The 22951-nt window shown below is 52.3% G+C and carries 23 protein-coding genes; 10 read left to right on the plus strand and 13 right to left on the minus strand.

What is annotated here, in order from left to right; all coding sequences use genetic code 11:
* The first annotated feature begins 86 nt into the window (after positions 1–86).
* On the plus strand, positions 87–2552 hold the full coding sequence (locus tag HB779_RS13360) for a ComEC/Rec2 family competence protein (RefSeq protein ID WP_188342856.1): 2466 nt from the start codon (positions 87–89) through the stop codon (positions 2550–2552).
* 7 nt (positions 2553–2559) lie between these two features.
* On the opposite strand, the gene lexA is transcribed toward HB779_RS13360, so the two are convergent.
* Together lexA and HB779_RS25745 are read right to left on the minus strand one after the other, a co-directional pair.
* Positions 2560–3279 carry a transcriptional repressor LexA gene (gene lexA / locus HB779_RS13365; protein WP_188342857.1) on the minus strand — a complete coding sequence of 240 codons (720 nt, stop codon included), beginning with the start codon at positions 3277–3279 and terminating at the stop codon, positions 2560–2562.
* A 366-nt stretch (positions 3280–3645) separates the two neighbouring features.
* Entirely contained in the window at positions 3646–4176 is a 531-nt protein-coding gene (locus HB779_RS25745; RefSeq protein WP_371823852.1) for a helix-turn-helix domain-containing protein, read from the minus strand.
* Between the two features lie 210 nt (positions 4177–4386).
* Between HB779_RS25745 and HB779_RS13375 the strand changes: the two genes are divergently transcribed.
* The 4 genes from HB779_RS13375 to HB779_RS13390 all read left to right on the plus strand — a co-directional run bounded on the left by HB779_RS13375 (position 4387) and on the right by HB779_RS13390 (position 8128).
* Positions 4387–6408 carry a helix-turn-helix domain-containing protein gene (locus HB779_RS13375; RefSeq protein ID WP_188342859.1) on the plus strand — a complete coding sequence of 674 codons (2022 nt, stop codon included), beginning with the start codon at positions 4387–4389 and terminating at the stop codon, positions 6406–6408.
* A complete protein-coding gene (locus HB779_RS13380; RefSeq protein WP_188342860.1) occupies positions 6408–7184 on the plus strand; it encodes an AAA family ATPase in 777 nt (258 codons plus the stop codon). The genes HB779_RS13375 and HB779_RS13380 overlap by 1 nt, the downstream gene beginning before the upstream one ends.
* Positions 7185–7277: 93 nt before the next feature.
* Complete coding sequence (locus HB779_RS13385) at positions 7278–7697, plus strand: hypothetical protein (protein ID WP_188342861.1); 420 nt, start codon at positions 7278–7280, stop codon at positions 7695–7697.
* Positions 7697–8128 carry a regulatory protein GemA gene (locus HB779_RS13390; protein WP_188342862.1) on the plus strand — a complete coding sequence of 144 codons (432 nt, stop codon included), beginning with the start codon at positions 7697–7699 and terminating at the stop codon, positions 8126–8128. The genes HB779_RS13385 and HB779_RS13390 overlap by 1 nt, the downstream gene beginning before the upstream one ends.
* Positions 8129–8239: 111 nt before the next feature.
* On the opposite strand, the gene HB779_RS13395 is transcribed toward HB779_RS13390, so the two are convergent.
* Entirely contained in the window at positions 8240–8500 is a 261-nt protein-coding gene (locus HB779_RS13395; RefSeq protein WP_188342863.1) for a hypothetical protein, read from the minus strand.
* 273 nt (positions 8501–8773) lie between these two features.
* Here HB779_RS13395 and HB779_RS13400 point away from each other — a divergent pair, with 273 nt between their 5' ends.
* The 4 genes from HB779_RS13400 to HB779_RS13415 all read left to right on the plus strand — a co-directional run bounded on the left by HB779_RS13400 (position 8774) and on the right by HB779_RS13415 (position 12297).
* Positions 8774–9205 carry a hypothetical protein gene (locus tag HB779_RS13400; protein ID WP_188342864.1) on the plus strand — a complete coding sequence of 144 codons (432 nt, stop codon included), beginning with the start codon at positions 8774–8776 and terminating at the stop codon, positions 9203–9205.
* Entirely contained in the window at positions 9202–10233 is a 1032-nt protein-coding gene (locus HB779_RS13405) for a phage protease (protein ID WP_188342865.1), read from the plus strand. The genes HB779_RS13400 and HB779_RS13405 overlap by 4 nt, the downstream gene beginning before the upstream one ends.
* An 18-nt stretch (positions 10234–10251) precedes the next feature.
* A complete protein-coding gene (locus HB779_RS13410) occupies positions 10252–11187 on the plus strand; it encodes a Mu-like prophage major head subunit gpT family protein (RefSeq protein ID WP_188342866.1) in 936 nt (311 codons plus the stop codon).
* Positions 11188–11430: 243 nt separating this feature from the next.
* Complete coding sequence (locus HB779_RS13415; protein WP_188342867.1) at positions 11431–12297, plus strand: DUF2971 domain-containing protein; 867 nt, start codon at positions 11431–11433, stop codon at positions 12295–12297.
* A 399-nt stretch (positions 12298–12696) separates the two neighbouring features.
* Here HB779_RS13415 and HB779_RS13420 read toward each other — a convergent pair whose 3' ends face one another.
* Genes HB779_RS13420 through HB779_RS13440 form a run of 5 tightly spaced genes read right to left on the minus strand, consistent with a single transcriptional unit; the run spans position 12697 to position 17446 of the window.
* Positions 12697–13092 (minus strand): spore coat U domain-containing protein, encoded by a 396-nt coding sequence (locus HB779_RS13420; protein ID WP_188342868.1) that lies wholly within the window; start codon positions 13090–13092, stop codon positions 12697–12699.
* Positions 13089–13760: a hypothetical protein gene (locus HB779_RS13425; protein WP_188342869.1), complete on the minus strand. Its 672-nt coding sequence runs from the start codon at positions 13758–13760 to the stop codon at positions 13089–13091. The genes HB779_RS13420 and HB779_RS13425 overlap by 4 nt, the downstream gene beginning before the upstream one ends.
* A 14-nt stretch (positions 13761–13774) precedes the next feature.
* Positions 13775–16183: a fimbria/pilus outer membrane usher protein gene (locus HB779_RS13430; RefSeq protein ID WP_244642362.1), complete on the minus strand. Its 2409-nt coding sequence runs from the start codon at positions 16181–16183 to the stop codon at positions 13775–13777.
* Positions 16155–16901, minus strand: coding sequence for a molecular chaperone (locus HB779_RS13435; protein ID WP_244642363.1), 747 nt, complete (start codon positions 16899–16901; stop codon positions 16155–16157). Before HB779_RS13435 ends, HB779_RS13430 begins: the two co-directional genes overlap by 29 nt.
* A complete protein-coding gene (locus HB779_RS13440) occupies positions 16901–17446 on the minus strand; it encodes a spore coat U domain-containing protein (protein WP_188342871.1) in 546 nt (181 codons plus the stop codon). The genes HB779_RS13435 and HB779_RS13440 overlap by 1 nt, the downstream gene beginning before the upstream one ends.
* A gap of 315 nt (positions 17447–17761) precedes the next feature.
* On the opposite strand from HB779_RS13440, the gene HB779_RS13445 reads away from it, so the two are divergent.
* Positions 17762–17986 carry a hypothetical protein gene (locus HB779_RS13445; RefSeq protein WP_188342872.1) on the plus strand — a complete coding sequence of 75 codons (225 nt, stop codon included), beginning with the start codon at positions 17762–17764 and terminating at the stop codon, positions 17984–17986.
* Between the two features lie 53 nt (positions 17987–18039).
* Here the strand turns inward: HB779_RS13445 and HB779_RS13450 are convergent, their stop codons facing one another.
* From HB779_RS13450 to HB779_RS13465, 5 genes are read right to left on the minus strand one after another with little or no spacing between them, the layout of a single operon-like run.
* Positions 18040–19095, minus strand: coding sequence for a spore coat U domain-containing protein (locus HB779_RS13450; protein WP_188342873.1), 1056 nt, complete (start codon positions 19093–19095; stop codon positions 18040–18042).
* An 11-nt stretch (positions 19096–19106) separates the two neighbouring features.
* Positions 19107–20015 carry a fimbria/pilus outer membrane usher protein gene (locus HB779_RS25430; RefSeq protein WP_371823927.1) on the minus strand — a complete coding sequence of 303 codons (909 nt, stop codon included), beginning with the start codon at positions 20013–20015 and terminating at the stop codon, positions 19107–19109.
* Between the two features lie 24 nt (positions 20016–20039).
* On the minus strand, positions 20040–21515 hold the full coding sequence (locus tag HB779_RS25435) for a fimbria/pilus outer membrane usher protein (protein WP_244642364.1): 1476 nt from the start codon (positions 21513–21515) through the stop codon (positions 20040–20042).
* Position 21516: 1 nt separating this feature from the next.
* Entirely contained in the window at positions 21517–22245 is a 729-nt protein-coding gene (locus tag HB779_RS13460) for a molecular chaperone (RefSeq protein ID WP_188342874.1), read from the minus strand.
* A gap of 23 nt (positions 22246–22268) precedes the next feature.
* A complete protein-coding gene (locus HB779_RS13465; protein WP_188342875.1) occupies positions 22269–22847 on the minus strand; it encodes a spore coat U domain-containing protein in 579 nt (192 codons plus the stop codon).
* Positions 22848–22951 lie beyond the last annotated feature (104 nt).

Consider the following 22951-nt stretch of genomic DNA (forward strand, 5'->3'; position numbering starts at 1 on the left):
TTAACCTAACATCCAATCGATTTGATCTGGCGTTGATGTAGCATAGGAGCGCCACTGTGCAAGGGCATTGGCGGATTTGAGGGCCCATGCAACGTCGGGAGACGGATACACAAACGAGTGAACGGCACTTTTTTCTGCCTCCGATGGCGGATGAAGTGGCTATTGCCGGTCAAACGACGCAGAATGAGATTGTTGCATCGGCAGGCGAAAGCTTGGCGGCCCGGGAGCGTCGGCTGGCAATCCGAGCCCGCTTGTACTTCCGGCTGGTGCTCCTTGCCTTTCCGCGGGCATTGGCGCGGGAATATGATCGCGGCAGTTTCTTCCTGTTTGTGCCGGTCTTTGCCGGTGGCGGCGCAATCGGCTATTTCAACCTGCCGGAGGAGCCGAAGCTCAGCGCCATGCTTTTTGGCCTGACCACGCTGACCGGATTGCGGTTTTTGGCAGAGAACCGCCAGCGGATAAAATTCAGTCTGACAATTGCATTGACTATCATTGCCGGAATGCTCTGCGGCAAGTTGGAAACATTGCGCATGGACACTGTCATGCTGGGCTCCAGCATCACCACGCGCCTAACCGGCCGTATCGTTGCAATCAGCCAAGGTGAGAAGGGTGGCTGGCGGTTGACCATGGATGTGATAGCCACCGAGCGCCCGCAACTGCGTTTCGCCCCCGAGCGGTTGACGATATCAGCCCGTTCATTGCCGCCGGATATTCATATTGGCGGCGGCGTGCGCGGGCTCGTGCATTTGCGGCCGCAATCGGGACCGGTTCGGCCAGGCAATTACGATTTTGCCTTTTACAACTATTATCGCGGCATTGGCGGCAACGGTTTTTTCCTTGGCAAACCGGAAAGCCTGCAACTTGCCGATCCGCCTGGTATCACTGCGGAAATCCTGATCACCGTCGCGGCGATGCGCCAGCAACTGTCCAGCCGCATTCAACGCAATATCCATGGCGAGCCCGGAGCCATCGCGGCATCACTCATTACCGGACAACGGGACGGTATCAGCGACGAAACCAACAATGCGATGCGCTTGAGCGGCCTGTCACATGTACTGTCGATTTCCGGTTTTCACATGGCGCTTGTCGCGGCACTGGTTATTGGCTCTCTGCGGGCATGCATGGCATTCTTTCCGGGTTTTGCCGCGCGCTACCCGATCAAGAAGTTTGGCGCGATTATCGCGCTGATCGCCTCGGCCTTCTACCTATTGCTTTCAGGACTGGACGTGGCGGCCCAGCGCAGCTTCGTCATGCTGGCAATCATGCTTCTGGCCATGACGGTCGACCGGGCGGCTCTCTCGCTGCGCAACGTCGCTCTTGCGGCCTTGGTGACGATCGCGATCGCGCCGCACGAAATTCTCGGGCCGAGTTTCCAGATGTCTTATTCTGCTACCGCAGCGCTCATCGCATTTTACGGTTGGCGGGCACGGAGGAAGGCAAACAGGAAAGGGCAGGCCAAACGCAGCAATGGCTTCCTCCTGATATTGCCGGGTAAGATTATGGATCACGTCACCGATGCCGCCATGACATCTCTGGTTGCGGGATCGGCCAGTGCGATTTTTGCCGCCTATCATTTCAACAACACTGCACCGCTAGGCCTGTTTGGCAATGGACTGGCATTGCCGGTTATTTCGGTTCTGGTCATGCCATTCGCCGTGCTGGCGCTGCTTATGATGCCATTCGATCTCGACTGGCTGCCATTCCAGGTGATGGGAGAGGGGCTCGAACTCGTCACCATCATAGCCAATCACATTGCTGCGCTATCGCCCGCAAGCAATCCGGGGCTTATGCCGCAGACAAGCCTGATCCTGTTGAGTGCGGGACTGGTAATCATTCTGTTGCTTTCGTCGTGGCTGCGTCTGTGCAGTCTGCCGCTCTTTGCAGCCGGACTCCTGATCATGGCGCGAACCACACCGCCGGATATCATCTTGTCCGAGGATGGCAGGCTGGTTGGCGTGCGCGAGGGCGGTAACCTGCTGGTCAACCGGGCATTGGGCGGAACATTCAGCCTCAGGAACTGGCAGCAAGGTTATAGTCTTGGTGCAGTGAGCAAACCAGTAAAGGCCGAAAGCAATGGCGGGGAAGGCGGGTTTGAATGTGCGGAAAAGCTCTGTGTTGTGCGAGAACCGGGTGGCCTGATTGTGGCTTATACCGACGATCCGGCCCAGCGGGAAGCGGCGTGCAGCGAGGGGGATATTGCTATTCTGGCCTTTGCCGGCGCGAACACCACATGCTCGAACGGCGCGGTGCGCGTCATTACCCGGCAAGATCTTGCATTGAACGGCGCGGCTGAAATTCGCTTTGAGGCCATGCGTCAGATGAGCGGGCAGGGGGAAGACGCCAATTCGGATGCGGATGCAACCCGCAAAGCGCTGGCAGACCGTCTGCATTCAGCCGAGATCACCTATGCAGTCGGCCCGCCCGAACGGCCATGGAATACCTATCGCATTCATTCATTGGCGTCGCGTAATCTGCCGGAACGAGTACACAAGCCAAGGACTGATAAAAGCGCCCCGGACAGTGCCGGACGGGGCGCGCCAATTGATGAATAGCCGACAATCAATAACGGCGGATCAATCCGACGAGCTTGCCCTGCACCTGAACCCGGTCTGGTCCGAAAATCCGGGTTTCGTAGGCAGGATTGGCAGCTTCAAGCGCAATGGATGCACCCTTGCGGCGAAACCGCTTGAGCGTTGCTTCCTCATCATCGACAAGAGCCACGATGATCTCGCCGGGGCTGGCCGTATCGCCGCGCTTGATGACAACCGTGTCGCCGTCAAAAATACCGGCTTCGATCATTGAGTCACCCTTGACCTCAAGGGCGTAATGTTCACCACTGCCGATCATATCCGGCGGCAGGCTCAACATATGGGTCTGGTTCTGGATGGCAGAGATCGGCACACCGGCGGCGATGCGGCCCATGACCGGGATGCTGACATTGGCCGGCATATCACGGTCGCTCGAACTGTGCTGCAGTGGCCGTGGCGGCGCGATGTTGCGGCCCAGACTGCCTTCGATAACGCTTGGTTCGAACTTGCGCTGGCTGTTGAGGCCGGGGGCAATGGAATCGGGCAGGCGCAACACTTCCAGCGCACGGGCCCTGTTGGCAAGCCGGCGAATGAAACCACGCTCTTCCAGCGCGGTGATCAGCCGGTGGATGCCGGATTTGGACGCCAGATCCAGCGCATCCTTCATTTCGTCGAAGGATGGCGGGATGCCCGTCTCCTTCAGACGCTCATGAATGAAGAGAAGAAGTTCATGTTGTTTACGCGTGAGCATCGGCGATCCTTTAGCAGGGAATCGGAAAAACAAAACCAGAACAAACACTATCTGTTCCAGCATTGTTCTACAAGTGCTTAATATTCCGTTGCCTATACCGGGCGGTGTGGATGGAGGCGCGAAAGCTATTCGGGAATGAACCGCCCAAAACGTAGACATTTAAACGGGAATGAAAACGACCAATTTTTGTTGAATTTATTAGCTCTTTTTGACCAAAAAAGGGGTCCCCAATACGGCAGTGGAACTATTTGAAAGTGTTCATTCCCGCTTATTTGTCAATGCATTGATTTTGCTGGGTTTATTGGTGACTAATGCGCTGTTGTAAGTCTCGCGGAATGATTATTGGTGACCCTATTGGTGACCTACCTATGAACTGGACCATGATCGTCGAGTTCGTTCTCGGCTGCTACACGACCTCGAGTGCCGCAGCATTTCAAAATTTCTGTATCTGTAATCTTGATAGTAGCGCTTGATTAGCTTTGAGTATGCGTCTGCATGTTCGCGCTTTTTATTATGAAGTTCCATGTTTTCAAGGCCTATGAGATCATCTTTTTGCTTCAGGTCCAGAAGAAAATCTCCAAATGTTGCCCATAGCGCGTCATATAGAGGCCAATGTGCAACGTCGAACTCGCCTTCCAAAATGAACTTCAAGTCGATCCTCAACAAGTCGCAAATAGCGATAAGAGTGGATGCAGGCATTTTGGTTTTACCCGATAAGTAATTTTGAAGCGTCCGGTATGGGATATCGGTGGCTTCGCTCAGGTCGCGCATGGTCCAGTCGATACGGGAAAGCGTATTTTTTAATCCGTCCCGGATTTTTTGGTCTAGGTTGCTCATTGACGTATACCTAATTAGGTGTATAAATTCATGCATCATGCACCAATTAAAGAAAACCATACAGATTTCCGTTATTGGCTCGTCGGACCTCTATTCCGCTGTACGGGCAGGTTTTGTCAACCAAGGCACCTCATTAAATCAATGGTCCTTGCAACGTGGTATCAATAGGCAATCTGTTGAGAAAGCACTTAAAGGCCTCAGTACCAGTAAACGGGCATTGAATTTAGTTGAGGAAGCCATCTCCAGCGCTTTTCCAGAGTATGAACGCTGATGGGATATGTTTCTACACGCACATTTTGCAAGTTGGCCGGTATTACTCGTGAACGTGCTGCGCGCCTGCTTAAAAAGTGTTCGGCCGACCCTAAGTATGCGTGGCGTAGTCACACGCTCCAAGTACGTATCGCTCATGGCTGTGGTGGCCGCTCTGGCATTCAGTATCAGGTTAAAGTTTCCAGCCTTCCTGTCCATCTTCAAGACCGTTTAAAGGCCCTTGAATCATCTGATGAAGGCGTTTCGAAGCTTCGTTTCGGTGAAGAGGCGCAATTCGAACGCGCATGGAAGTATGAAGTTATCAGCGCTGCGCTTGTGCATCCGAAACATAGCTCTGAGCGTAAGGCTGAAATTGATCGCCTGCACGGAATTATGCGGCTGGATTGGACAGGCCAGCGGCGGCGGCTGACGCGAACCACACTTTATAAATGGATCGACATCTACGAGTTTGAGGGCATTCATGGCCTTGCTCAAAAGGTCCGCAGCGACAGGGGCTTAAAAAAGGTTTTCATCAACCGGGCGTGGTCAAAAGCCGTATCATTTGATGAGGCGACAAAGAAAGTGATTGCCGAAGACATCACCCAGTTCATTCGCGGATTGATCGTGAAGGGAACAACCCGAAAGCTTATTCGCTACATGGCTTCCGATGAATTGCGCCGCTTGACCGCCGCGTATGGTTTCTCGGTCAATGATCCATTAGTCGCGGTTAAGGTTTTCAACATTCCTGACGAGATCGTGACTGCTGAAACGCGGTTCAAGGCCGTCTACCGGCATGATTTCGACCGCAAGGCCAGCGAGGACAACAAGCCGCGCATTCAACGCACCATTGCCGGTATTGCGCCAATGGAAATTGTCGTGATGGACGTTCACCACATCAACGTCATGGTACGGCGCGCAGACGGTACCGTGGCTAGTCCGAAGTTTTTGGCATTTCACGATGTTGGCACCAACCGGGTTTTTGGTGAAATCGTCTTTCTTAACGAGCGCGGCGGTGTCCGCAATATTGATGTTATCGAGGCTTTCAAACGGATGTGCCAGCATTCCGCCTTCGGCATGCCGGAAACACTCTATTGCGATAATGGTTCCGAGTATGGGTTTGCAGACTATCTAGAAGACGCCTTAAAGCTCAACTGCCGCGTCACGCCTTTCACCGATGCCGACCGCAACAGGATCATCAGAGCCAAGCCCTATAATGCCTCAGCAAAAGTCGTGGAAGGCTTTTTCCGGCAGATGAACCAGCAGTTTTTCCGGTACGTTCCCGGTTGGATTGACGACAACCGGATGAACCCAAAACGCCGTGAGCTTGGCAAAGTAATGCCGCCTTATGAAAACGGTATCGAAGAATTCTGGAAACTCGTCTTTCAGCTTCTAAAAACCTATGAGCAAATCCCGCAAAAGGGCGCACTTGAAGGCAAATCACCGTCGCAAGTGTTTGAATCACATGTCAATGCCGGATGGGCCGCGACCGTGATAGATGAAGAACGGTTCTATCTTGCCTTCTCCAAATCTGAGACCCGTAAACTTGAGAAACATGCGTTTCGTTTGGGTGGTCGGCTTTGGAGTTGCCACGAACTTGATTGCTGTTTCGAACGCACGGTGTCGGTTCGCGTTCCAGCATATCACGGCTTCAATCAGTTACTTGTTGAAACAACTGGCGGCAAGCATATCGGTTGGGCAACACCAGACCGGAAATTCAATTATCTCGATCCACGCGGTGCACAAACCAGTGCTGCGCGCGACAAGGATCGGCGTAAAGCACTGCGTGATATGAAGCGGTCGGTGCCGGAAATCGATGTTTTGGGCAAACTGATTGAGATCGGCGCACATGCCGTCCCCATCATACCTAATGAACCGGCCGGAGTAATTTCCGTTGCAATGAACGACGTGGACGAGCGCGCAATCGTGCCGTCCAGATCGGAAAAGAAAACCCGCCAGCAAATGGAAGACGAGCAGCGTGTTGTCGATGAAGCACGTTCGCTCCTCGTCAATGCAGCGGCGGCTATGAACAAGAGGGCAAGCTGATGGAATTGGTTCATCCCTACGTGCCAAAGCAGGAATTATTCGTGGAGATCAGCGCCGTAAAGCGTATTCGCGACGGTATCCAGTATGCGCAAAATATCGGTTCGCCGGTCCAGATCGTCAGCGATCCCGGATACGGTAAAACCACTGCTCTATACTATCTCGCCAAAGATATGGGCGGAGTTTATTGCCATGTTGGCCAATCTCATAAAAGCGTCCCGGATATGTACCGGATGCTGCTAGCCGCTTGCGGTATCTATCACGACTGCAACTATACCCGTGACCTTTACGGTGTGCTCATTCGCAGCCTCCGGCCATCGGAATATGCACTTGAGCACGAGCCGCGCAAGCTGTTGATTGTTGACGAAATCCAGACACTGGAAGCAACCGCACAGCGCGAGCTTCAGAATATTCAGGAGACCTGCAACCTTGCTCTTGTGATCAGCGGAAACGGAACACGGCTAGCCAGAACGAAGGTTGATCACACCGCGTGGAAACAGGTGGATGAACGTCTTGGCATGAAGATCAAGCTTCCACGGTTAGACAGGCAGGATTGTGACCTTATGGGCGCTGCCTACGGCGTCGAAGGTATGGATACCTATAATGCCATTGCCGATTTTGGTAGCCGCACAAATGCTCGCTTTCTTGGGCGTTTGCTAAACGACGCCAAAATGCTGACCTCTGGAACAGGCGGCATTCGTCTCCATCATATCCAGACGGTTCTCAAGGCCAAGCCTGACCTTACCAATTTGCAGCTTCAACAATCGGTTGCAGCTTAACCGCTGCAACCGCCTTGCATGCCTTGTTCAACCCATCCTGCGTATTTGTTTCGCGTTGCGCTCCCATCTAACCAGTTTAAGCAGGAGAACAATATGAATACCGGTATATTTGATACAATCGACGATCTTGACGACGCGGCAGATGCAATCCGCGCTTTCAATGAAATGTTGGTTCACACCGTTCAGACGGGCACAGATATCAGCAGACATGCGCGTGGAATGTACCTGTTATTGGGGCAACAGAGTGATGGTTTAGATGGTGCCCTTACGGCGGTTCGTGGCAATGCCAGAGCATTGCTCGAAAGCAAACTTGCTTGCCGGGATTTTGATCAGATTGCCCAATGGACGGGTCTTTCCCGGAAGGTAGTAGAAACGGTCGTCGGAATGGCTACTGGCATCCGCGTGCACAATTCTTCCGCTCCATCTGATGCCAACACAAATATGGCGGTACAGGGCTTCAATGAAGCTTTTGGCGATGAGGTTGCCCATGCCAACACGCGGAGCGCCCAGTAATGGTAGCACATTCAAAAATTAGTGGTGCTGTCGGAAAAAAGCAGATTGCGTTGCTGCACGTGGCCAAGCGCGACCTTGCATTGGACGACGAGACTTACCGCGATATCCTTCTACGTTTTGGTGGTTGTAGCAGCAGTAAGGAGCTCGATGCCTTTGGCTTCGATCACGTGATGAAATACTTCACTGCACTTGGTTTCCGCTCTGACTGGACCAAGCGTACTTTTGGTGAACGTCGTGGGATGGCAAGCCCTGCGCAAATTGATCTGATCCGATCACTGTGGCGGCAGTATACCGGCGAAGACGATCCCAGTGACTCCGGCTTGAATGCATGGCTGAATCGTTTTCAGAAAGTTGCGGCTCTGCGGTTTGTCGATGTCCAAAAAGCCACCAAGGTCATTGCAGCGCTAAAGGCGATGGTGGCTCGCGTTTAAAATCGGTTTCGAAGTGCTTTCAAAGCCCATGGAACGCCGTTTCAGAAATGGAGCGGCGTTTCCTCATTGTGGGCGTGGAACCTCGCGACAGGGCGTTTCTAGTGAAAAAACTCAGATCGCGGTTTTTTGCAATGCAGCCAGCTTTTTGCGACCCTTGGCTTTGAGCGCCTGTAGCTGGTTGATGACTTCATCAATGGACTGATCAAATTCCTCCGCGGTAATGGCTTCATTTGTCAGGCAGACGATGTACTTATCCTTGGAGAAACCCGGCGGGCGTACCCACTCTTTCAGACTGACATGAATAGCTTTGAAGCCGAGACCATTGCCATATGTTGCGGTCAGCACTTCAAACATATCATCACTGCATGCCATGGCTTCCCTCACTGGATTGAATTGCTTTGAGCGGGCGAATCTTTCGAGTTCAAAATAAGGGTAGGGCGTTCGCAATGGCCGAGTAATCCCTTGCTTCATTTCGCACACAGTTTTGATATCGGCTTAATGTCCGTATTGTCGGCTTCATTGCGATTTTCAGTGTGAGGGTTTATGAAGAGAAGTTCTCTAAACCTTCCCCCAGCTTGATTTTACCACGTACCCGCAAGGGTTTGTGTCTATAGCGCAAGTCTTTGCCGGTATATCCGTCTCTCCATGGAAATCTCATGGACTGATCACGACGGAAACTACCTATCAGGTCGCATTGAAGCGAATGTACAGCCGTTTGTTGAAGCTCTAGGTCTCGATGACGCTGCCGATTTCTTCCTAAATTTCGGCGGCTCAATGATTTATGTCGGAAAACGCGGACCAAATGCAAACAATGCCGTACTCCGAATTCTAGGCGAAGAGGTCGTTCGGAAACTAGGTGACTGTTTTGGCGATTTGGGATGGATGCGCATTCCCTTAGCAACAAAATTCATGGTTCGATATTTGACCTCACAAGGGCGGTCAATGCGCGAGATTACACGAATTCTGCGCATCACCGATGTCACTGCCAGAAAATATCGCAGGAGTGATCAATATCTGCGTGATGCGACCTTGAACTCAAAAGAGTATTTTGAACGTGCCAAGGTTGATCTGGCATGAGCAACGTGGGCGAACATGCACATACTAACATCGCGTCCCTACGCATCGAAGTAATGTCTGCATCTTCGGATCGCAGATCGTGGGTGCACCTAGTGCCAAGCGGCACATTCTCAGGGCGTGATGGTCGCGGTCCTTTCATCACACTCAGTGCCGCATCCGTGATCAAGAGCACAAAGTCATACCACGGCAAAACACAGATCGTCGTTGACTATGAACACCAGAGTATCAACACCAAAAACAATGGCAAACCTGCCCCGGCAGCTGGATGGATAATCGACCTAGATGCACGACGGGACGGTATTTGGGGCCTTGTCGAATGGACGAAGGAAGCCGCTGCCCAGATCGCCAGCCGTCAATACCGCTATCTTTCTCCGGTCTTTACTCACCGAGAAGACGGAACAGTTGTCGGCATTATCAACGTCGCTCTGACCAACTCGCCCAATCTTGATCAATTGACGGCAATTTGCCGAACGGAGTTTCCTATGTCCAATGACAAAATTGCTGAGCTAGTTGCGAATGCGGCCAAAGTGCTTGGGTTGCCTGCCGATACTGACGCAAAGGCAATGATTGATGTTCTCAGGCCTCTTGTGCAAATAGCAACTGATCTTGCCGCTCTAACTGGCGATGAACAGCTAACTCCTGCAGAGAATTCAGCAAGACCTGATCCCGCCAAGTATGTGCCAATTAGCGAATTTGAACGGGTGGTTGCTGACGCTAATCAACTTCGCCAGGGCGTTACGGAACAGGCCGCCTTATCGCATGTAGAGGATCACATCCGGCGTGGCGTTCTTGCGCCATTCCTCAAAGATTGGGCCGTCTCGTTGTGCAAGGTCAACATGCCAGCTTTTGATAGCTTTGCCGCCAATACTGGTCCGGCTTTTCGGGCAATTATTGAACCGCAGACGACGCGGCTATCAATGAACCGACGTGAAACAGAGCGCCATGCGCTCGATGAAACAGCCAATGCCATATGCTCCAAAATGGGGTTGACAGCGGAAGAATTCACCAAAGCGCGAAACGACGCTTAACCCAGTTCGGAGAAGAAAATGATTATCAATAAACAAAATCTTGGCGAGATATTCACTGGTTTTAAAGGTGCGTACAACAAGGGCTTTGAGAGCGCCGCGAGCGCCTACGCCGAAGTTGCAATGACAGTTCCGTCAACCAATACCAGTGAGCAATATGGTTGGCTCGGTCAGATGCCGAAGATGCGTGAATGGATTGGGGATCGCATCATTAAGAATCTGGAACTGCATGGCTTTGCCATCAAGAACCGGAAGTTTGAAGATACGGTCTCAGTGGACAGGCCCAGTATCGAAGATGACAATTACGGAATTTATGCGCCGTTCTTTGTTGACATGGGTAGAGCTGCAAAAGAGCATCCTGACGAGCTGATCTTCACACTTCTGGCGAACGGATTTTCCACCAAGTGCTATGACGGTCAATACTTCTTCGACGCCGATCATCTTGTCAGGAATGCAGCAGGTGATCCCGTATCTGTTACCAATATGCAAACCGGTTCCGGTCCTGCGTGGTTTTTGATGGATACTAGCCGCGCCATGAAGCCGCTGATTTATCAAGAACGTATTCCCTACAAGCTGACCGCTCTTGATGATGATCGCGATGCGAATGTGTTTTTCCAAGATGAATACATCTATGGCGTGCGAGCGCGTGCAAACGCGGGTTTTGGTCTCTGGCAGCTTGCCTATGCCTCCAAGGCCGAACTGAACGCCGAAAACTATGAACTGGCCCGACAACGGATGTTGAACTTGACGGGCGATGAGGGCAGGCCGTTGGGCATCAAGCCCAATGTTCTGGTTGTCCCGACGACCCTTGAAGGGGCGGCAATGCGGCTGCTTAACAATGGCACTCGTATTGTGTCCGTGGACAATGGTAGCGGCGGGACAACTCCCATTTCCGTACAGAACGAATGGGCCAATACGGCAAAGCCCATCGTTACAGTCTGGGCGAATGCTGCATAACAGTTTGCGCGGACGTTGTTTGGCGACTCAGTTTCCGCGCAATACAAGCCCATGGTCAATAATCAGCCATGGGATTTTGGGAGCCGCACCCTGTAATTATTGTGGCCCTACGGTTGCGGCGGCTTGATTTCTCCCAAGTCGCCGCTTCTTATAAAAGAGCATCGTTAACTGCCGATCACAGTTGAGTGCGAATAGACCAACTGATCGGGTGCTCATGCGAGTTTCGTTAGTATCGGAGATAAAATGGACTTCGAGGATTGGGCAGGCAGAGAATTGACCTTGCTATCAGGCGGTTTGGCTCATCGTCCTGTTAACGCGCATCAGTCCATTTTCAAGTATATTGGTTTGAATAGTGAAACATCGTGGACTTTTTTTGGAGATATGCTCAATAAATTGGAGCTCGTTGGTTCAAGCGCTCAAGCACTAAATGATCCTTTTGAATTGTCACCTCACGTTTTCGATGATCTACGCCCGAAAGTTATTCACTCGGCTCTGGGCATTATACCGCTTTCTCCACTTGACTATAGGCTGCGAGGCCAGCCGATACCCTCGGTGGATGAAACGTATTCAGACCTTGAACCTTATCGTGAAGAAGCCAAGGAATTTCTTAATCTACGTGTACAGAATTCTCGCATAATCTGTTTTTGTGAGCGTTCAGATTCGCCGCTTCTTTGGTCGCATTATGCTAATAGTTATAGAGGCGCGTGCCTCCATTTTTTAGGACGTGGCTTTAAAGGGTATACGCCCTTTTACGTGAGTTACTCGGCTCATAGGCCAACTTTGCCCCTTAGTTTAGCGCTGCGCGTCTCCCATAGCTCCAAGAAAGCCAGTCTTCGTTCTGTATACGAATTTGAACTAGAGAAAATGCAGTTCTTCTGCAAAGCATCAGACTGGGAATATGAATGCGAGATGAGAATTATCTACGATATGTCGAAGCGTCCTGCCGTGAACTTTTTGGAAGAGGGTCTCGTTTCTATTATATTGGGACCGCGTATGTCGTCGGTCGATGAAGAGCGCTTGCGTGATTTGGTGAGCCAATCGCGGTTGGCACATTTGCCCATTCGAAGGGCGCGTCTTTCCACAAACTCGTTCTCAGTAGAGATCGATTAGTCTTTGCATCGGTTTATAAATTCGCTGATTTCAATATTGAATTGTGTGTAATCAGTTGTTCCCGCGAAATCCCAGATATTCCCGCATAAACTCGTTCGTTCCGATTTAAATGTAATAAGTACATGGATCTGTTGGGAATGCGGGATCGCGGTCTCCGGACGATGGATGCAAAGTCATCGCGGCAGAATGCAGTGATATACGCGCAATTTATGGGATTCTAACGACATTTTATCAGGCAATGCGCTTGATGCGCGAAGTAACGCTTTCTCCTTGAACCGGAAGCATAAAATCAATACGCCAAGTACAGGCATGCCATTTTTCATCTGATCTTCGCTAAAAGCTGTCGCCGTTCAGTGTGATTCTTCCTCGGCAGGCGGGAGGGTCAACCATTCTTGATTCTCAGAAAGTAATCGTCGCGATCACCGTATCTGTATAGGTTCCACTGTCCGGAGCTGTAGCCAGAGGGGCGACAATCTTCGCACAGACTGGATGATTGTTGATTGTGTTGACAGTGGTGCCTTTACCGGAAAGCGGAGAAGCGTTGGTCCAGGATGTCTTGCAGTCCTGCTGAAACAGCTCATATGGCAGGAAGCTTTTTTCGCCCTTCATTCGCCTGACGCCATTGCTGGCATTTTGCCCATCATTAATGGTGATCTTGTAGGGTGTCTCGTAGGTGCAGCGCACACCGATATTGCCTGTCGCTTTCACCTTTGCCGAGGATAGAGCTCCCACAGTGCCAAAATCGATATTCCCGAAATTCTCGAACTGGCATTTGGTGGAAACAATTGTCGTCAAGGTGAAAGGTACAATGAATGAACTGTGGAGGGAAGACCGCCACTACAAGGGACCTCTGCAGTATCGTTAAATAAATAATATCGAAAAACCAGTGAGTAGTTACCGGTATAAGTTCCAGGACGCACTCGATCTTGAAATTTTCTATCTAAAAAGCTGACTTTCGGATTAATATCCAATGATCTCGTAAGGGTGGTTACAAACTCTCCGAACATAACCGCGGCAATTTTCAGGCCACCAGTTGCTCTCCCGGCGTCATCCTCGCGAGCTAACAGTCTGTTAAAACCGCTTGCTGTGTGGTCGACAATTTTCCATGCGAGGCGAGACGTGTCGGTCGCCACTGACCCCGTCTGGGTTTGGTAAAAAGAATAATTATCTGAGCCGTTTTGGTTCTCAGTCGCTCGAATATAAAGGCATACTGCAGCAAATTTGAAGGGAACAAGGGTGGAACTGCTGCAGGTGATTTTTAATTGACCAGTCGTTGATGTCTCCAGAGTTTCATTCGATACAACATCCAGAGTGACTGTGCCAAAGCTGGGTGTTGTAGCTGTACAGGTTCCCGCTACTTCAGGTGGTAATGCATAAACCTTAACCGGCAGAAGAAACGAAAGAACCAGAACACAAAGCAGCGCTTTCAGCCCTGCTGTATTGCGGGAAAGAACAGGGGGCATGAGAAACTCTCTATTCAGCGACATTCTATCGGGCCGATCTCAGGTTGCATGCCTTGGACAGGCTGAAATTCAAATGTGGCGCGGCAAGAACCAGCGTTCTCCGGCAAGGCGACGGTGACAGCATTCCGGTTTGCCAGGCCAATGAGGTAGGTTCGCCCGTCATAGCCGGCCACTGCAGGCAAGCCATTGCCATCGAGTTGCACCAGCGAACCCACCGGCAGCGCTTTGCCGTCAGGTCCTGTGATAGTAACGACGGCGGCGCTTACCTGTTTGACACCGAAATCCACGACCACGCCGGAACGGTCGGCGGGTATTACCGTGGCTTGCGTGGACTCTGGCTGGATATCGAGCGGAAGATTGGCTGGTTCTATCGAAACGGTGTTGTTCTGATAGGACTGCAGATAGGAAATCAGTGCCCGGCCGGATTTGTTGGTGGTGGCAACACGCCGATTGTTGAGCGAGACGTCGACATTCGGGCCGCCAGCTTTGACCACGGCAAAAGCATCGTCGATGCGATTGGCCATGAATATCCCGCCGCCCGCAGCAACAATGGCGCCTTCGACCGTGCCGGTGATGCGGGCCTGATCGTCGGATTGATCGACTGATCCGGATAGTTCCGCTGTTTCCGCACGGTAATTGACGTTGACAGAGCGGCTGCCGCCGATGCCATCGGCGTTTTCCTGATCGTGGACGGACCAGCCGAAAGCTCCATCTTCCTGTCCCGCTGTCTTCGACAAACTGTTATCGAAACTGGCATGATTTCCATTGAGCGAAACATTGCTGGATGCGGTAAGACCACCGGCAAAAGGAATGGTTAGGCCGGCGAATACGCCATTGTTTCCATGGTTATCGAAATCCATGTACCCGGTGACGTAAATACTGGCGTCGTTGAAAACCGTCCGTGACCATGACGAGGTGAGGATGCTGGAATCGTCGCCTTTACCGCCACCGCGAATGCGCGAAAAACCAAGGCTGAGCGAGGAGGTATCAAAGCCGAGTGGAAAGGAGAAGCCGACGCGATCGATCTTGCGTGCACGGACAGAAATCGGAATATCATCGTCATGGTGGCGGTCAACCACAAGGCCCACATCATTGTATTCACCGAACGTGCGGTCCGCGCCGACATAAAACGAATAGCCGTTGCGCGATACCTGATAGAACGCCGATGCCTTTCCACCCATCTCGCTGTTATAGGTACTGGCGGCAAAGGAAGCGTTGACAGCACCGTAGGGCCCAAGCCCGACGGAGGCACCCACGCCGCCATTGATCAGGCTGCGTATCGTTTCGGCATGGCTTTCCAGTGTGATGCTGTCGTTGAGACCATAACGGGCACTCACCGAGCCAGCGAGATTGTGATCGTATACGAACGACTCTTCCCCATAGCCTCGGCGAACGAAGCCGATCTCCGTGGAAAAATCCAGATAGCCGCTGCGCAGCATATTCGGTGCAAAGAAATATTTGCGTTGTGAAACCACCTCGCGGCCAAGCTCATCACGCATGACAATACGGGCATCACCGCCGCCGCCAAGGAAGGGAAGACCGGTGAAATCAAACGGACCAGCCGGGACGTCGCCGGAAAAAACCTTGATATTGTTGAGGTAGAGATCAAGCGTCGAAGGCAGCGATGCGGAACCGCCCAAGGCCGGTACCGGACTGGTGATCAGGTCGGGGCGGATATTGAAATTGCGTTTCAACTGCAAGCCGCCGAAGCGATAGGACGAATTCCACGACAGGGAACCGGAAACGGAATCCCCGGCCTGATAAACCAGCTGGTTTTCCGGATCGGTGTAACGCCATCCGGTTTCCAGCCGGGTCAGACCGCTATTGAGCTGAAAGCAGGTGTCCGTTGTATCGAAAGTGTTCAGGCGAGCCAGTGCTGTGGCTGAGACTGTGCCAAAAGGTGTCAGCAAACGGCTGTCAAAATCGCCACTCAAATTGCTGTTGGTATCGCCACCCCAGCGGACGTCAGATGTGCCATACAAGACGTAATTGACGACAAGGCCGAAATCAGAGTGAACCGATGAGAAATCAACCGGGCGGCTCGCGGCATTTACATCAAGCTTTGTGGATTCTCTGGCACCATCGACAGCCTGAAAAAAGATCATCTGCCTTGGTTCATCATAAACCCACGTCACCCTCTTCAGGCTGTCCAGCGGAATCAAACCATCGGCATTGATGTGTCCGGGTTTTAATTTTATCCCGGCTTTTTGCAAATCTGCGGGGGAAGCGGCAAGCTTGCCGTTCGGCAGGCGCTTGAACATGGCCATATTGCCGGTGGCTTGGCCGTTGATTACCACCTCAAGCAGGAGGTCTTGAGTGGCGGCCATATCCTGCGCCATTGCCGAAGCAACCGTTCCGAATATGACAGGCAGCAACCATGCACCGGCTTGCATTTCATTGCCGTCCGACAACCACCGGCTCACGCACTGCGAAGTCATTACCCGCTGCGGTAATGCTGACATTGCTTCCGGGCAGGATACGCTGTGCGCCTGATGTCACCGTCCATCGGCGGGTTGCACCGGGTAATGCATAACCGTTGAGCCCTTCGCCCAGTGAGACTTTTGCCGACGGAGATGTAACTGCGAGATCGGCAATTTTGGCGTGGCGGTTGCCCGTATTCGTGACTTCGACTGCCAGACGATTGCCTTCGCGCTCCACTTTCCAGTGCAGATCGGCCCCGGCGCCGCGATCTGAAAAGAACACGGGAATTGAATACTGAATGGCTAGATTGACGGATTCCGCCCGGCGCCGGACATTAATCTCCGGCAATTCGTCGATGAGGAGGCGATAGGTTTCTTCTCCGCTTTCAACCGGAGCGGCGGTACGGGCTACCCGAATCGTATAGGTCGTTCCCGGCTGCAAAGTAGCCGCAGGAGGGCTGGCGACAACGTCTGTGGCGGGTGTCAGAAAATCTTGATTGCTGTTTTGTGTCCAGCGGTAAACCCGCACCTGAACGTTGACCGGACGGTCGCCATTATTGCGCAGATTGACCGAAGCAGTTTGCGCTGGAGCAGTCAGATCAAGGGTAACAGGTGACACTTGCAGGAATGCCGCCTGACTTTCCTGTACGGAAAACAGCCCGGTTGACAAAGCAAAAAGTGCGATAAGCGTCCGCATGGCCGATGGCTGATACAAACGCATCAGTAGCTGACAGAAACAACGACGGTATCTGTGTAGGTTCCGTCTGCAGGGGTGGTCTGAGCCGGAATCTGACCAAATATTTGTTTGGATTGTATTGTGCCATCCGCAGTCAGGGAGACCACATTGCTCGCCGTGTCAGTCGTATTGCCCCAAACCGACTTGTGTGCCGTATCCTGATAAAGCTGATAGCTGATAAATTCAGTGCCGCTTTTCATGCGGCGGGTATTCACATCGTTGGCAGTGGATGCATTGGTTCCGGCACCAAGTCCGATCTTGAGAGCAGTTCCATTTGTACATTGCACCTGAATGGAGCCGGTCCCCTTAGCTGCTGTCTCACCATCCACGGCCTTGTTGAGAACGCCCTTGGACCCAAAATCCAGCACGGCGTTTGAAACAGTACCGCCCGATCCCACATTAACCTGGCATTCTTTGGTGATGACGATCTTCACCTCCAAATTACCGGTCGACGACCCGGCATTCACATTCGACGATACGCCGGTTGCCACAACGGAAACTGTCGCAAGTATTGCGAAATTAATTTTCATAATTACTCCAGATATATTCGTGATGGCGCTCATGCTCGCCTGGAAAAAGCTTTATCAAAAAAACATCGGATAATTCCATGATACTTAAGTGTAAAATCAAATAACTAAATATAGGTATGCGTTTTTATTTAAAACAAACAGTAATACTTTGGTATAACTCATTGGATAATGATTTTTGCTGTATGTATGTATAGCAAGATTCGCGAATTAATGAACGTAGATTTGAATACAACCGCAGTCATTCTTGAAAGGGATGGTTTCAGGCCCGATCCTTGGCACGTCAGCAACTGCTGGCAATGGTAAGGATATTTGGCCATGGCGCTGCGCGCTGAGGGGCAGGACCTATTAATTATGTTTTGTTTTGTCAGCGTGGCGGGGCTTAAATCCGGAGATCGTATTCAAGGCTATATCGACAGCCTATCAGGGGGTGCTGCCGGAAGCCCTTGGCACGTTCGCATGCAGACAGCCAAACAGCACCGCGCTCCAGATCAAATTGGGCAAGGTCGCAGCAAGCGATACAGTGATGGCCGTGCCGAATGAATGGCGCGCCGAGTCAAAAAATAAACGAGCCCTCGAGGGGCTTCAGTTTATTCCTAAAATTCAATCGTGGTGATGACCTCATCGGCATAGGCTCCGGGCATAACTCCCCCGGTCTTCGGCAGGGATAGTTTTGCGCATACGGAATGGTTGTTGAGATCGTTCACCCTGGTGCCTTGACCGGAAAGCGTTGAATTTGCCGTCCAGGGAGTTTTGCAATCCTGCTGAAACAACTCGTACGGCAGGAGATTGCCGTTATTTGCCATGCGTCTTATGCCGGTATCCGTGGGGTTTTTGCCGCTGCCGATGCTGATTTTATAGGGTGTTTGATAGGTGCAGCGAACGCCGATATTGCCTGTCGCGCTTGCCTGCGCTTGGGATAATTCAATGGTGCCGAAATCAATATTTTTCATATTTTCAAACTGACACGTTTTTTGAACTCTTGCGGTAATTGTGAAATATTCGCTGGTTATCAAACTTCCGTTTGAACAGTCGTCGCGCATAAAATAGCCGCCATATTGGCCATATATCCTGAAACTGCCCGTATAGGTGCCCTCGCTGACCAGGTCCTGAGATTCTCGGGGAACGACTTGAAATCCAATTTTGCCGAAACTAATTTTTTGCCGCACCCATCCTATGGCTATCTGTACAGGAAAGCCCTCAGCCACTGTAGCTGCCGTTTTTCCCATAAAGCTTCCTTCTTTTCTTCCCAGTGCAACGCCGTCCACCATAACCTTTATAGCAAGGCGGGAAGCGTTATTCGCTGTTGAACCAGCTTTGGATAAAAAGAAAATAGTTTCCCCCATATCTGTTTTTGAAGATATCGGCGCCTGATCAGTGTCGAGGAGGATGCAAGCCTTGGTAGCGAGTGAAATCAAAGCCGTTTCACAATTCATGGTAACATTCGTTGTGCTTTCTGAGGAGCTGTAGGTACGGCTGACAACAATATCGAGAGCAACATCTGGCAATGCGGGCATGGGATTAAAGGTGCACGTTTTGGCGAAACTTGCCTCCGTTGAAATCATCAACATGGTTGCTGCAATCGAGACAAATATAAATGTGCGGAACGCCGATCCACTTCCAGCGTTTCGGAGCAAATGAACAAGGCGCATAAAAATCTCCGTCAACGGCATGAAACGGGGCCAATTTCGGGTTGTGTGCCCGCAATGGAATGGAAATCGAATGTTGCGCGGCATGTCCCGGCATTGTCCGGCAAAGTGACGGTGACGCTGTTGTGACCAGCCAGGCCGGTAAGGTAAGTGCGGCCGTCATAGCCGGCGATTGTCGGCTCTCCGACGCCATCGAGCAGCACGCCCGCGCCAACCGGGAGCGCCTTCCCATCGGGACCGGTAAAGTCCACCACGGCAGCGCTGACTTGCCTCGTGCCAAAATCCACCACAACGCCGGAACGATCCGCCGGAATTACAATCTCTTCGGTGGTTTCTGGCTGGATATCGAGCGGAAGATTGGCCGGATCGATGGAAATCCTGTTCCTTTGATAAGAATTCAGATTGGAAATCAGTGCGCGGCCGGATTTGTTGGTTTTGGCAGCATGAGCATGGTTCAGCGAGACATCGACATCCGGCCCGCCTGCTTTGATGACAGCAAAGGCGTCATCGACCGTATGGCTTAAAAATACACCGCCACCCGCTGCAACAACTGCCCCTTCAACGGTGCCAGTAATGCGGCCCTGATTATCCGATTGATCGACCGATCCGGACAGGGATGCCAGATCTGTCTGATAACTGGCGTTGACAGAACGGCTTCCGCCATCCCCGTCAGCTGCCTCGTTGTCCTGTACGGACCAGCCAAATGCATTACCCTGCCGGTTGCCTGATTTGGACAGGCTGTTGCTGAAATTGATGTGGTCGCCGCTGGTGGAAACATTGCTTGAGGCGGACAGGCCATTGTCGAATGAGACGTTGAAGCCGGCATAAATACCATTCTGGTTGTGGTGGTTGAGATCTGTATAGGCGGTGACATAGGTTGAAATGTTCTTGAAAATCGTGCGGGACCAGGATCCCGTCAGAATGCTTGAATCGTTGTCCCTGCCGGCTCAGCGAATACGGGAAAAACTGAGATTGAGCGATGAAGGATCGAAGCCAAGCGGAAATGAAAAACCGATACGGTCGACTTTCTGGGCGCTGGCAGAAATAGGGATGTCATTATCGCGGCTGCGATCAATGGCCAGACCAACATCACTATAATCACCAAAGGTGCGATCGGCGCCGATATAAAAGGAATAGCCTTTGTACGATGCCTGATAGAAGGCCGATGCCTTGCCGCCTAATTGACTGTTGTAGCTGCTGCCCGCAAACGAACTGCTGAGCGAGCCGTAGGAACCCAGCCCCAAAGCGACACCGGCACCGCCATTTATCAGGCCGCGCGTGGCTTCCGCATGACCTTCCAGCGTCACCCAATCACTGAGACCATAGCGGATGCTGGCGGATCCGGCGACGTTTCGATCGTACAGAAATGACTGATCGCCGAAGCCGAGGCGCACAAATCCCGCATCGACCGAAAAATCGGCTATGCCCCGGCTCAACATATTGGGTGCAAAGAAATATTGCCGTTGTGTTACCACCTCGCGGCCAAGCGCGTCGCGCATGACAATACGCGCGTCACCGCCGCCACCAAGAAAGGGAAGGCCGGTGAAATCGAAAGGTCCTGCGGGCACCTCACCGGAAAATACCTTCATGTTATTCAGGTACAGATCAAGCGTTGAGGGCACCGAGGCGGAACCGCTTAAGTTTGGCACAGGGCTCGTGATTAAATCCGGGCGCAAATTAAAGTTGCGTTTCAACTGAAAGCCGCCAAAGCGATAGGATGAACTCCACGGCAACGACCCCGATATGGCATCGCCCAACTGATAAACCAGCAGATTTTCCGGATCCGTGTAGCGCCAGGAACTGTCCAGTCGGGTGAAACTACCGTTTGGACGGTCAAACATATCAAAATTCTCAAATGGGTTGAGGCGTGCCAGTAGGGTGGTTGATCCGGTGCCAAAATGCGTCAGCAATCGTGCATCGAAACTGCCATTCAAGCTGCTGCTGGTCGCACCGCTATATCCCCAGTCATAGTCAGACGTACCATACAAAGTATAGTTCAGGACAAAACCGAGATTGGAGCGAACCGTGGAAAAATCAATTGGGCCTGTTGCATTGCTGACATTGATTTTGGCGGGCTCCCGAGCGCTGTCGGGAGCTTGAAAAAATACCATCTGCGCCGGTTCATCGTAGCGCCAGGTTACGCCTTTGAGACTATCAAGCGGGATCCACCCACGGGCATCAGTTGTACCCATTTCCGGCTTTATGCCGGCTGTCCGCAGATCGTCAGGAGCTGCCTCCAGCTCGCCATCCGGCAAGCGCTTAAACGTGGCCACGGTGCGGGTGCCATGATCATTCATGGTAACGCCCAGCATAAGGTCCTGGACGTCAGCCGACGAAACGCTATCGCCGGGCACATCCTGCGCCATAGTGGGTGAGGCAACTCCCCACGCAGCGAGAGTTATAATCCAAACGCCCGCCCGCATATCAATGCTTCTCGACAGCCACCGGCTGATTGACCGCGTAATCATCGCCCTTGGCTGTCACGCGGACGCTGCTGCCCGGTTGAATGCGCTGCATCCCTCTGGTGGTCGCCCAGCGGCGCGTGGAGCCCGGCAGGACATAACCATTCAGCCCCGAACCACCGACGGAAATGGTTCCAGTCGGCGAGGCCAACGCCAAATCGGCGATCTTGGCATGACGGTTGCCTGTGTTGCTTCCCTCAACAGTCAAGTGACTGCTGTCGCGAGCAACCTTCCAGTGCACATCGGCGCCGGCTCCATGTGCTGCTGTAAAGAAAACAGGAATGGAATAACGGATATCCACATTGATGGAATTGGCTGGCCGCCGGAGGTTGACCTCCGGCAGTTCGTCAATCATCAGCCGGTACGCTTCCTCGCCTTTGACAACCGGCGGCCCCATCCGGACAACCCGGATTGTATAGGTCGTGCCCGGCTGCAGCTTTGCGGCGGGAGGGCTGGCAACGACGTCCTTGGCAGGAATCAGCTGATCCTCGCCGCCAACCTGAGCCCAATGATAGGCACGGACCTGAACATTGACCGGACTGTCGCCCATATTGCGTAAATTGAGGGTAGCGGATTGTGCAGGCGCGGTCAGATCAAGGGTAACCGGCGACACCTGAAGTGAGGCAGCCTGACACCCTTGTGCAACCAGCAGACTGGCGGAAAGGCCAATCAGGGCAAAACAACCACGCATGACGGACATCTTTCCCGCACGCATCAATAGGTCACGTTAATGGCAACGGTGTCGGTATACAGTCCCGCAGTCGGAAGGTCTTTCTGTGGAATTCGCCCATAAATCGCGTAGGTGTGATCCTCTACGGAGGCGTCGTCAGTGCTCGAAACGTATTTGTCGCTATCATTGGTATCACCCCAGGGAAGCGTGCGTGCCGAATCCTTGTAGAGTGCGTAATTGATAAATTCTGGACCAGCGGCAGCGTTGTTCGACATCCTTCGGCTGTTGCTTGTGGTGTCGTAATTCTTGCCGTTGCCCAAACCGATGCTGTATTTCTGACCCTTGGTGCACCGTACCCGGATAGCGCCTGAACTTGTCGCGTCCGTCTGAGCATCTGCGCCACCAGCCTTATCTCCAGCCAAATGGCTTCGAGTGCCGAAATCCAGAACCGCGTTCTGAGCATTGGCGTTTCCGGCGAAATTCACAGTGCAACCCGCCTGTATGATGACCTTGACTTCCAATGTACCGGTGGCGGTACCAGCATTCGCAACGGCAGGCAGGCCTGCCGCAATTACGGCGGCAGTTGTGAATAAGAGGTGGCAAATTTTCATCATCTTCTCCATTTTTCCTGGTCAATTGAATTATGACGATGTGCCAAACCCCTGACTTTCCATCTCAATAGGAACGAGCCAGTTGGGCCGGTACTGCCATGTGGCAGGAGGAGAAG

It is taken from the genome of Phyllobacterium sp. 628, from assembly GCF_014189505.1.
GTDB lineage: Bacteria > Pseudomonadota > Alphaproteobacteria > Rhizobiales > Rhizobiaceae > Phyllobacterium.

What these genes read in the sequence shown, in the direction of transcription:
- HB779_RS13360 (WP_188342856.1), top strand. Translation starts at nt 87, where the DNA reads ATGCAACGTCGGGAGACGGATACACAAACGAGTGAACGGCACTTTTTT.
- lexA (WP_188342857.1), bottom strand. Translation starts at nt 3,279, where the DNA reads ATGCTCACGCGTAAACAACATGAACTTCTTCTCTTCATTCATGAGCGT.
- HB779_RS25745 (WP_371823852.1), bottom strand. Translation starts at nt 4,176, where the DNA reads ATGGTTTTCTTTAATTGGTGCATGATGCATGAATTTATACACCTAATT.
- HB779_RS13375 (WP_188342859.1), top strand. Translation starts at nt 4,387, where the DNA reads ATGGGATATGTTTCTACACGCACATTTTGCAAGTTGGCCGGTATTACT.
- HB779_RS13380 (WP_188342860.1), top strand. Translation starts at nt 6,408, where the DNA reads ATGGAATTGGTTCATCCCTACGTGCCAAAGCAGGAATTATTCGTGGAG.
- HB779_RS13385 (WP_188342861.1), top strand. Translation starts at nt 7,278, where the DNA reads ATGAATACCGGTATATTTGATACAATCGACGATCTTGACGACGCGGCA.
- HB779_RS13390 (WP_188342862.1), top strand. Translation starts at nt 7,697, where the DNA reads ATGGTAGCACATTCAAAAATTAGTGGTGCTGTCGGAAAAAAGCAGATT.
- HB779_RS13395 (WP_188342863.1), bottom strand. Translation starts at nt 8,500, where the DNA reads ATGGCATGCAGTGATGATATGTTTGAAGTGCTGACCGCAACATATGGC.
- HB779_RS13400 (WP_188342864.1), top strand. Translation starts at nt 8,774, where the DNA reads ATGGAAATCTCATGGACTGATCACGACGGAAACTACCTATCAGGTCGC.
- HB779_RS13405 (WP_188342865.1), top strand. Translation starts at nt 9,202, where the DNA reads ATGAGCAACGTGGGCGAACATGCACATACTAACATCGCGTCCCTACGC.
- HB779_RS13410 (WP_188342866.1), top strand. Translation starts at nt 10,252, where the DNA reads ATGATTATCAATAAACAAAATCTTGGCGAGATATTCACTGGTTTTAAA.
- HB779_RS13415 (WP_188342867.1), top strand. Translation starts at nt 11,431, where the DNA reads ATGGACTTCGAGGATTGGGCAGGCAGAGAATTGACCTTGCTATCAGGC.
- HB779_RS13425 (WP_188342869.1), bottom strand. Translation starts at nt 13,760, where the DNA reads ATGCCCCCTGTTCTTTCCCGCAATACAGCAGGGCTGAAAGCGCTGCTT.
- HB779_RS13435 (WP_244642363.1), bottom strand. Translation starts at nt 16,901, where the DNA reads ATGCGTTTGTATCAGCCATCGGCCATGCGGACGCTTATCGCACTTTTT.
- HB779_RS13440 (WP_188342871.1), bottom strand. Translation starts at nt 17,446, where the DNA reads ATGAAAATTAATTTCGCAATACTTGCGACAGTTTCCGTTGTGGCAACC.
- HB779_RS13445 (WP_188342872.1), top strand. Translation starts at nt 17,762, where the DNA reads ATGGCGCTGCGCGCTGAGGGGCAGGACCTATTAATTATGTTTTGTTTT.
- HB779_RS13450 (WP_188342873.1), bottom strand. Translation starts at nt 19,095, where the DNA reads ATGCGCCTTGTTCATTTGCTCCGAAACGCTGGAAGTGGATCGGCGTTC.
- HB779_RS25435 (WP_244642364.1), bottom strand. Translation starts at nt 21,515, where the DNA reads ATGCGGGCGGGCGTTTGGATTATAACTCTCGCTGCGTGGGGAGTTGCC.
- HB779_RS13460 (WP_188342874.1), bottom strand. Translation starts at nt 22,245, where the DNA reads ATGCGTGGTTGTTTTGCCCTGATTGGCCTTTCCGCCAGTCTGCTGGTT.
- HB779_RS13465 (WP_188342875.1), bottom strand. Translation starts at nt 22,847, where the DNA reads ATGGAGAAGATGATGAAAATTTGCCACCTCTTATTCACAACTGCCGCC.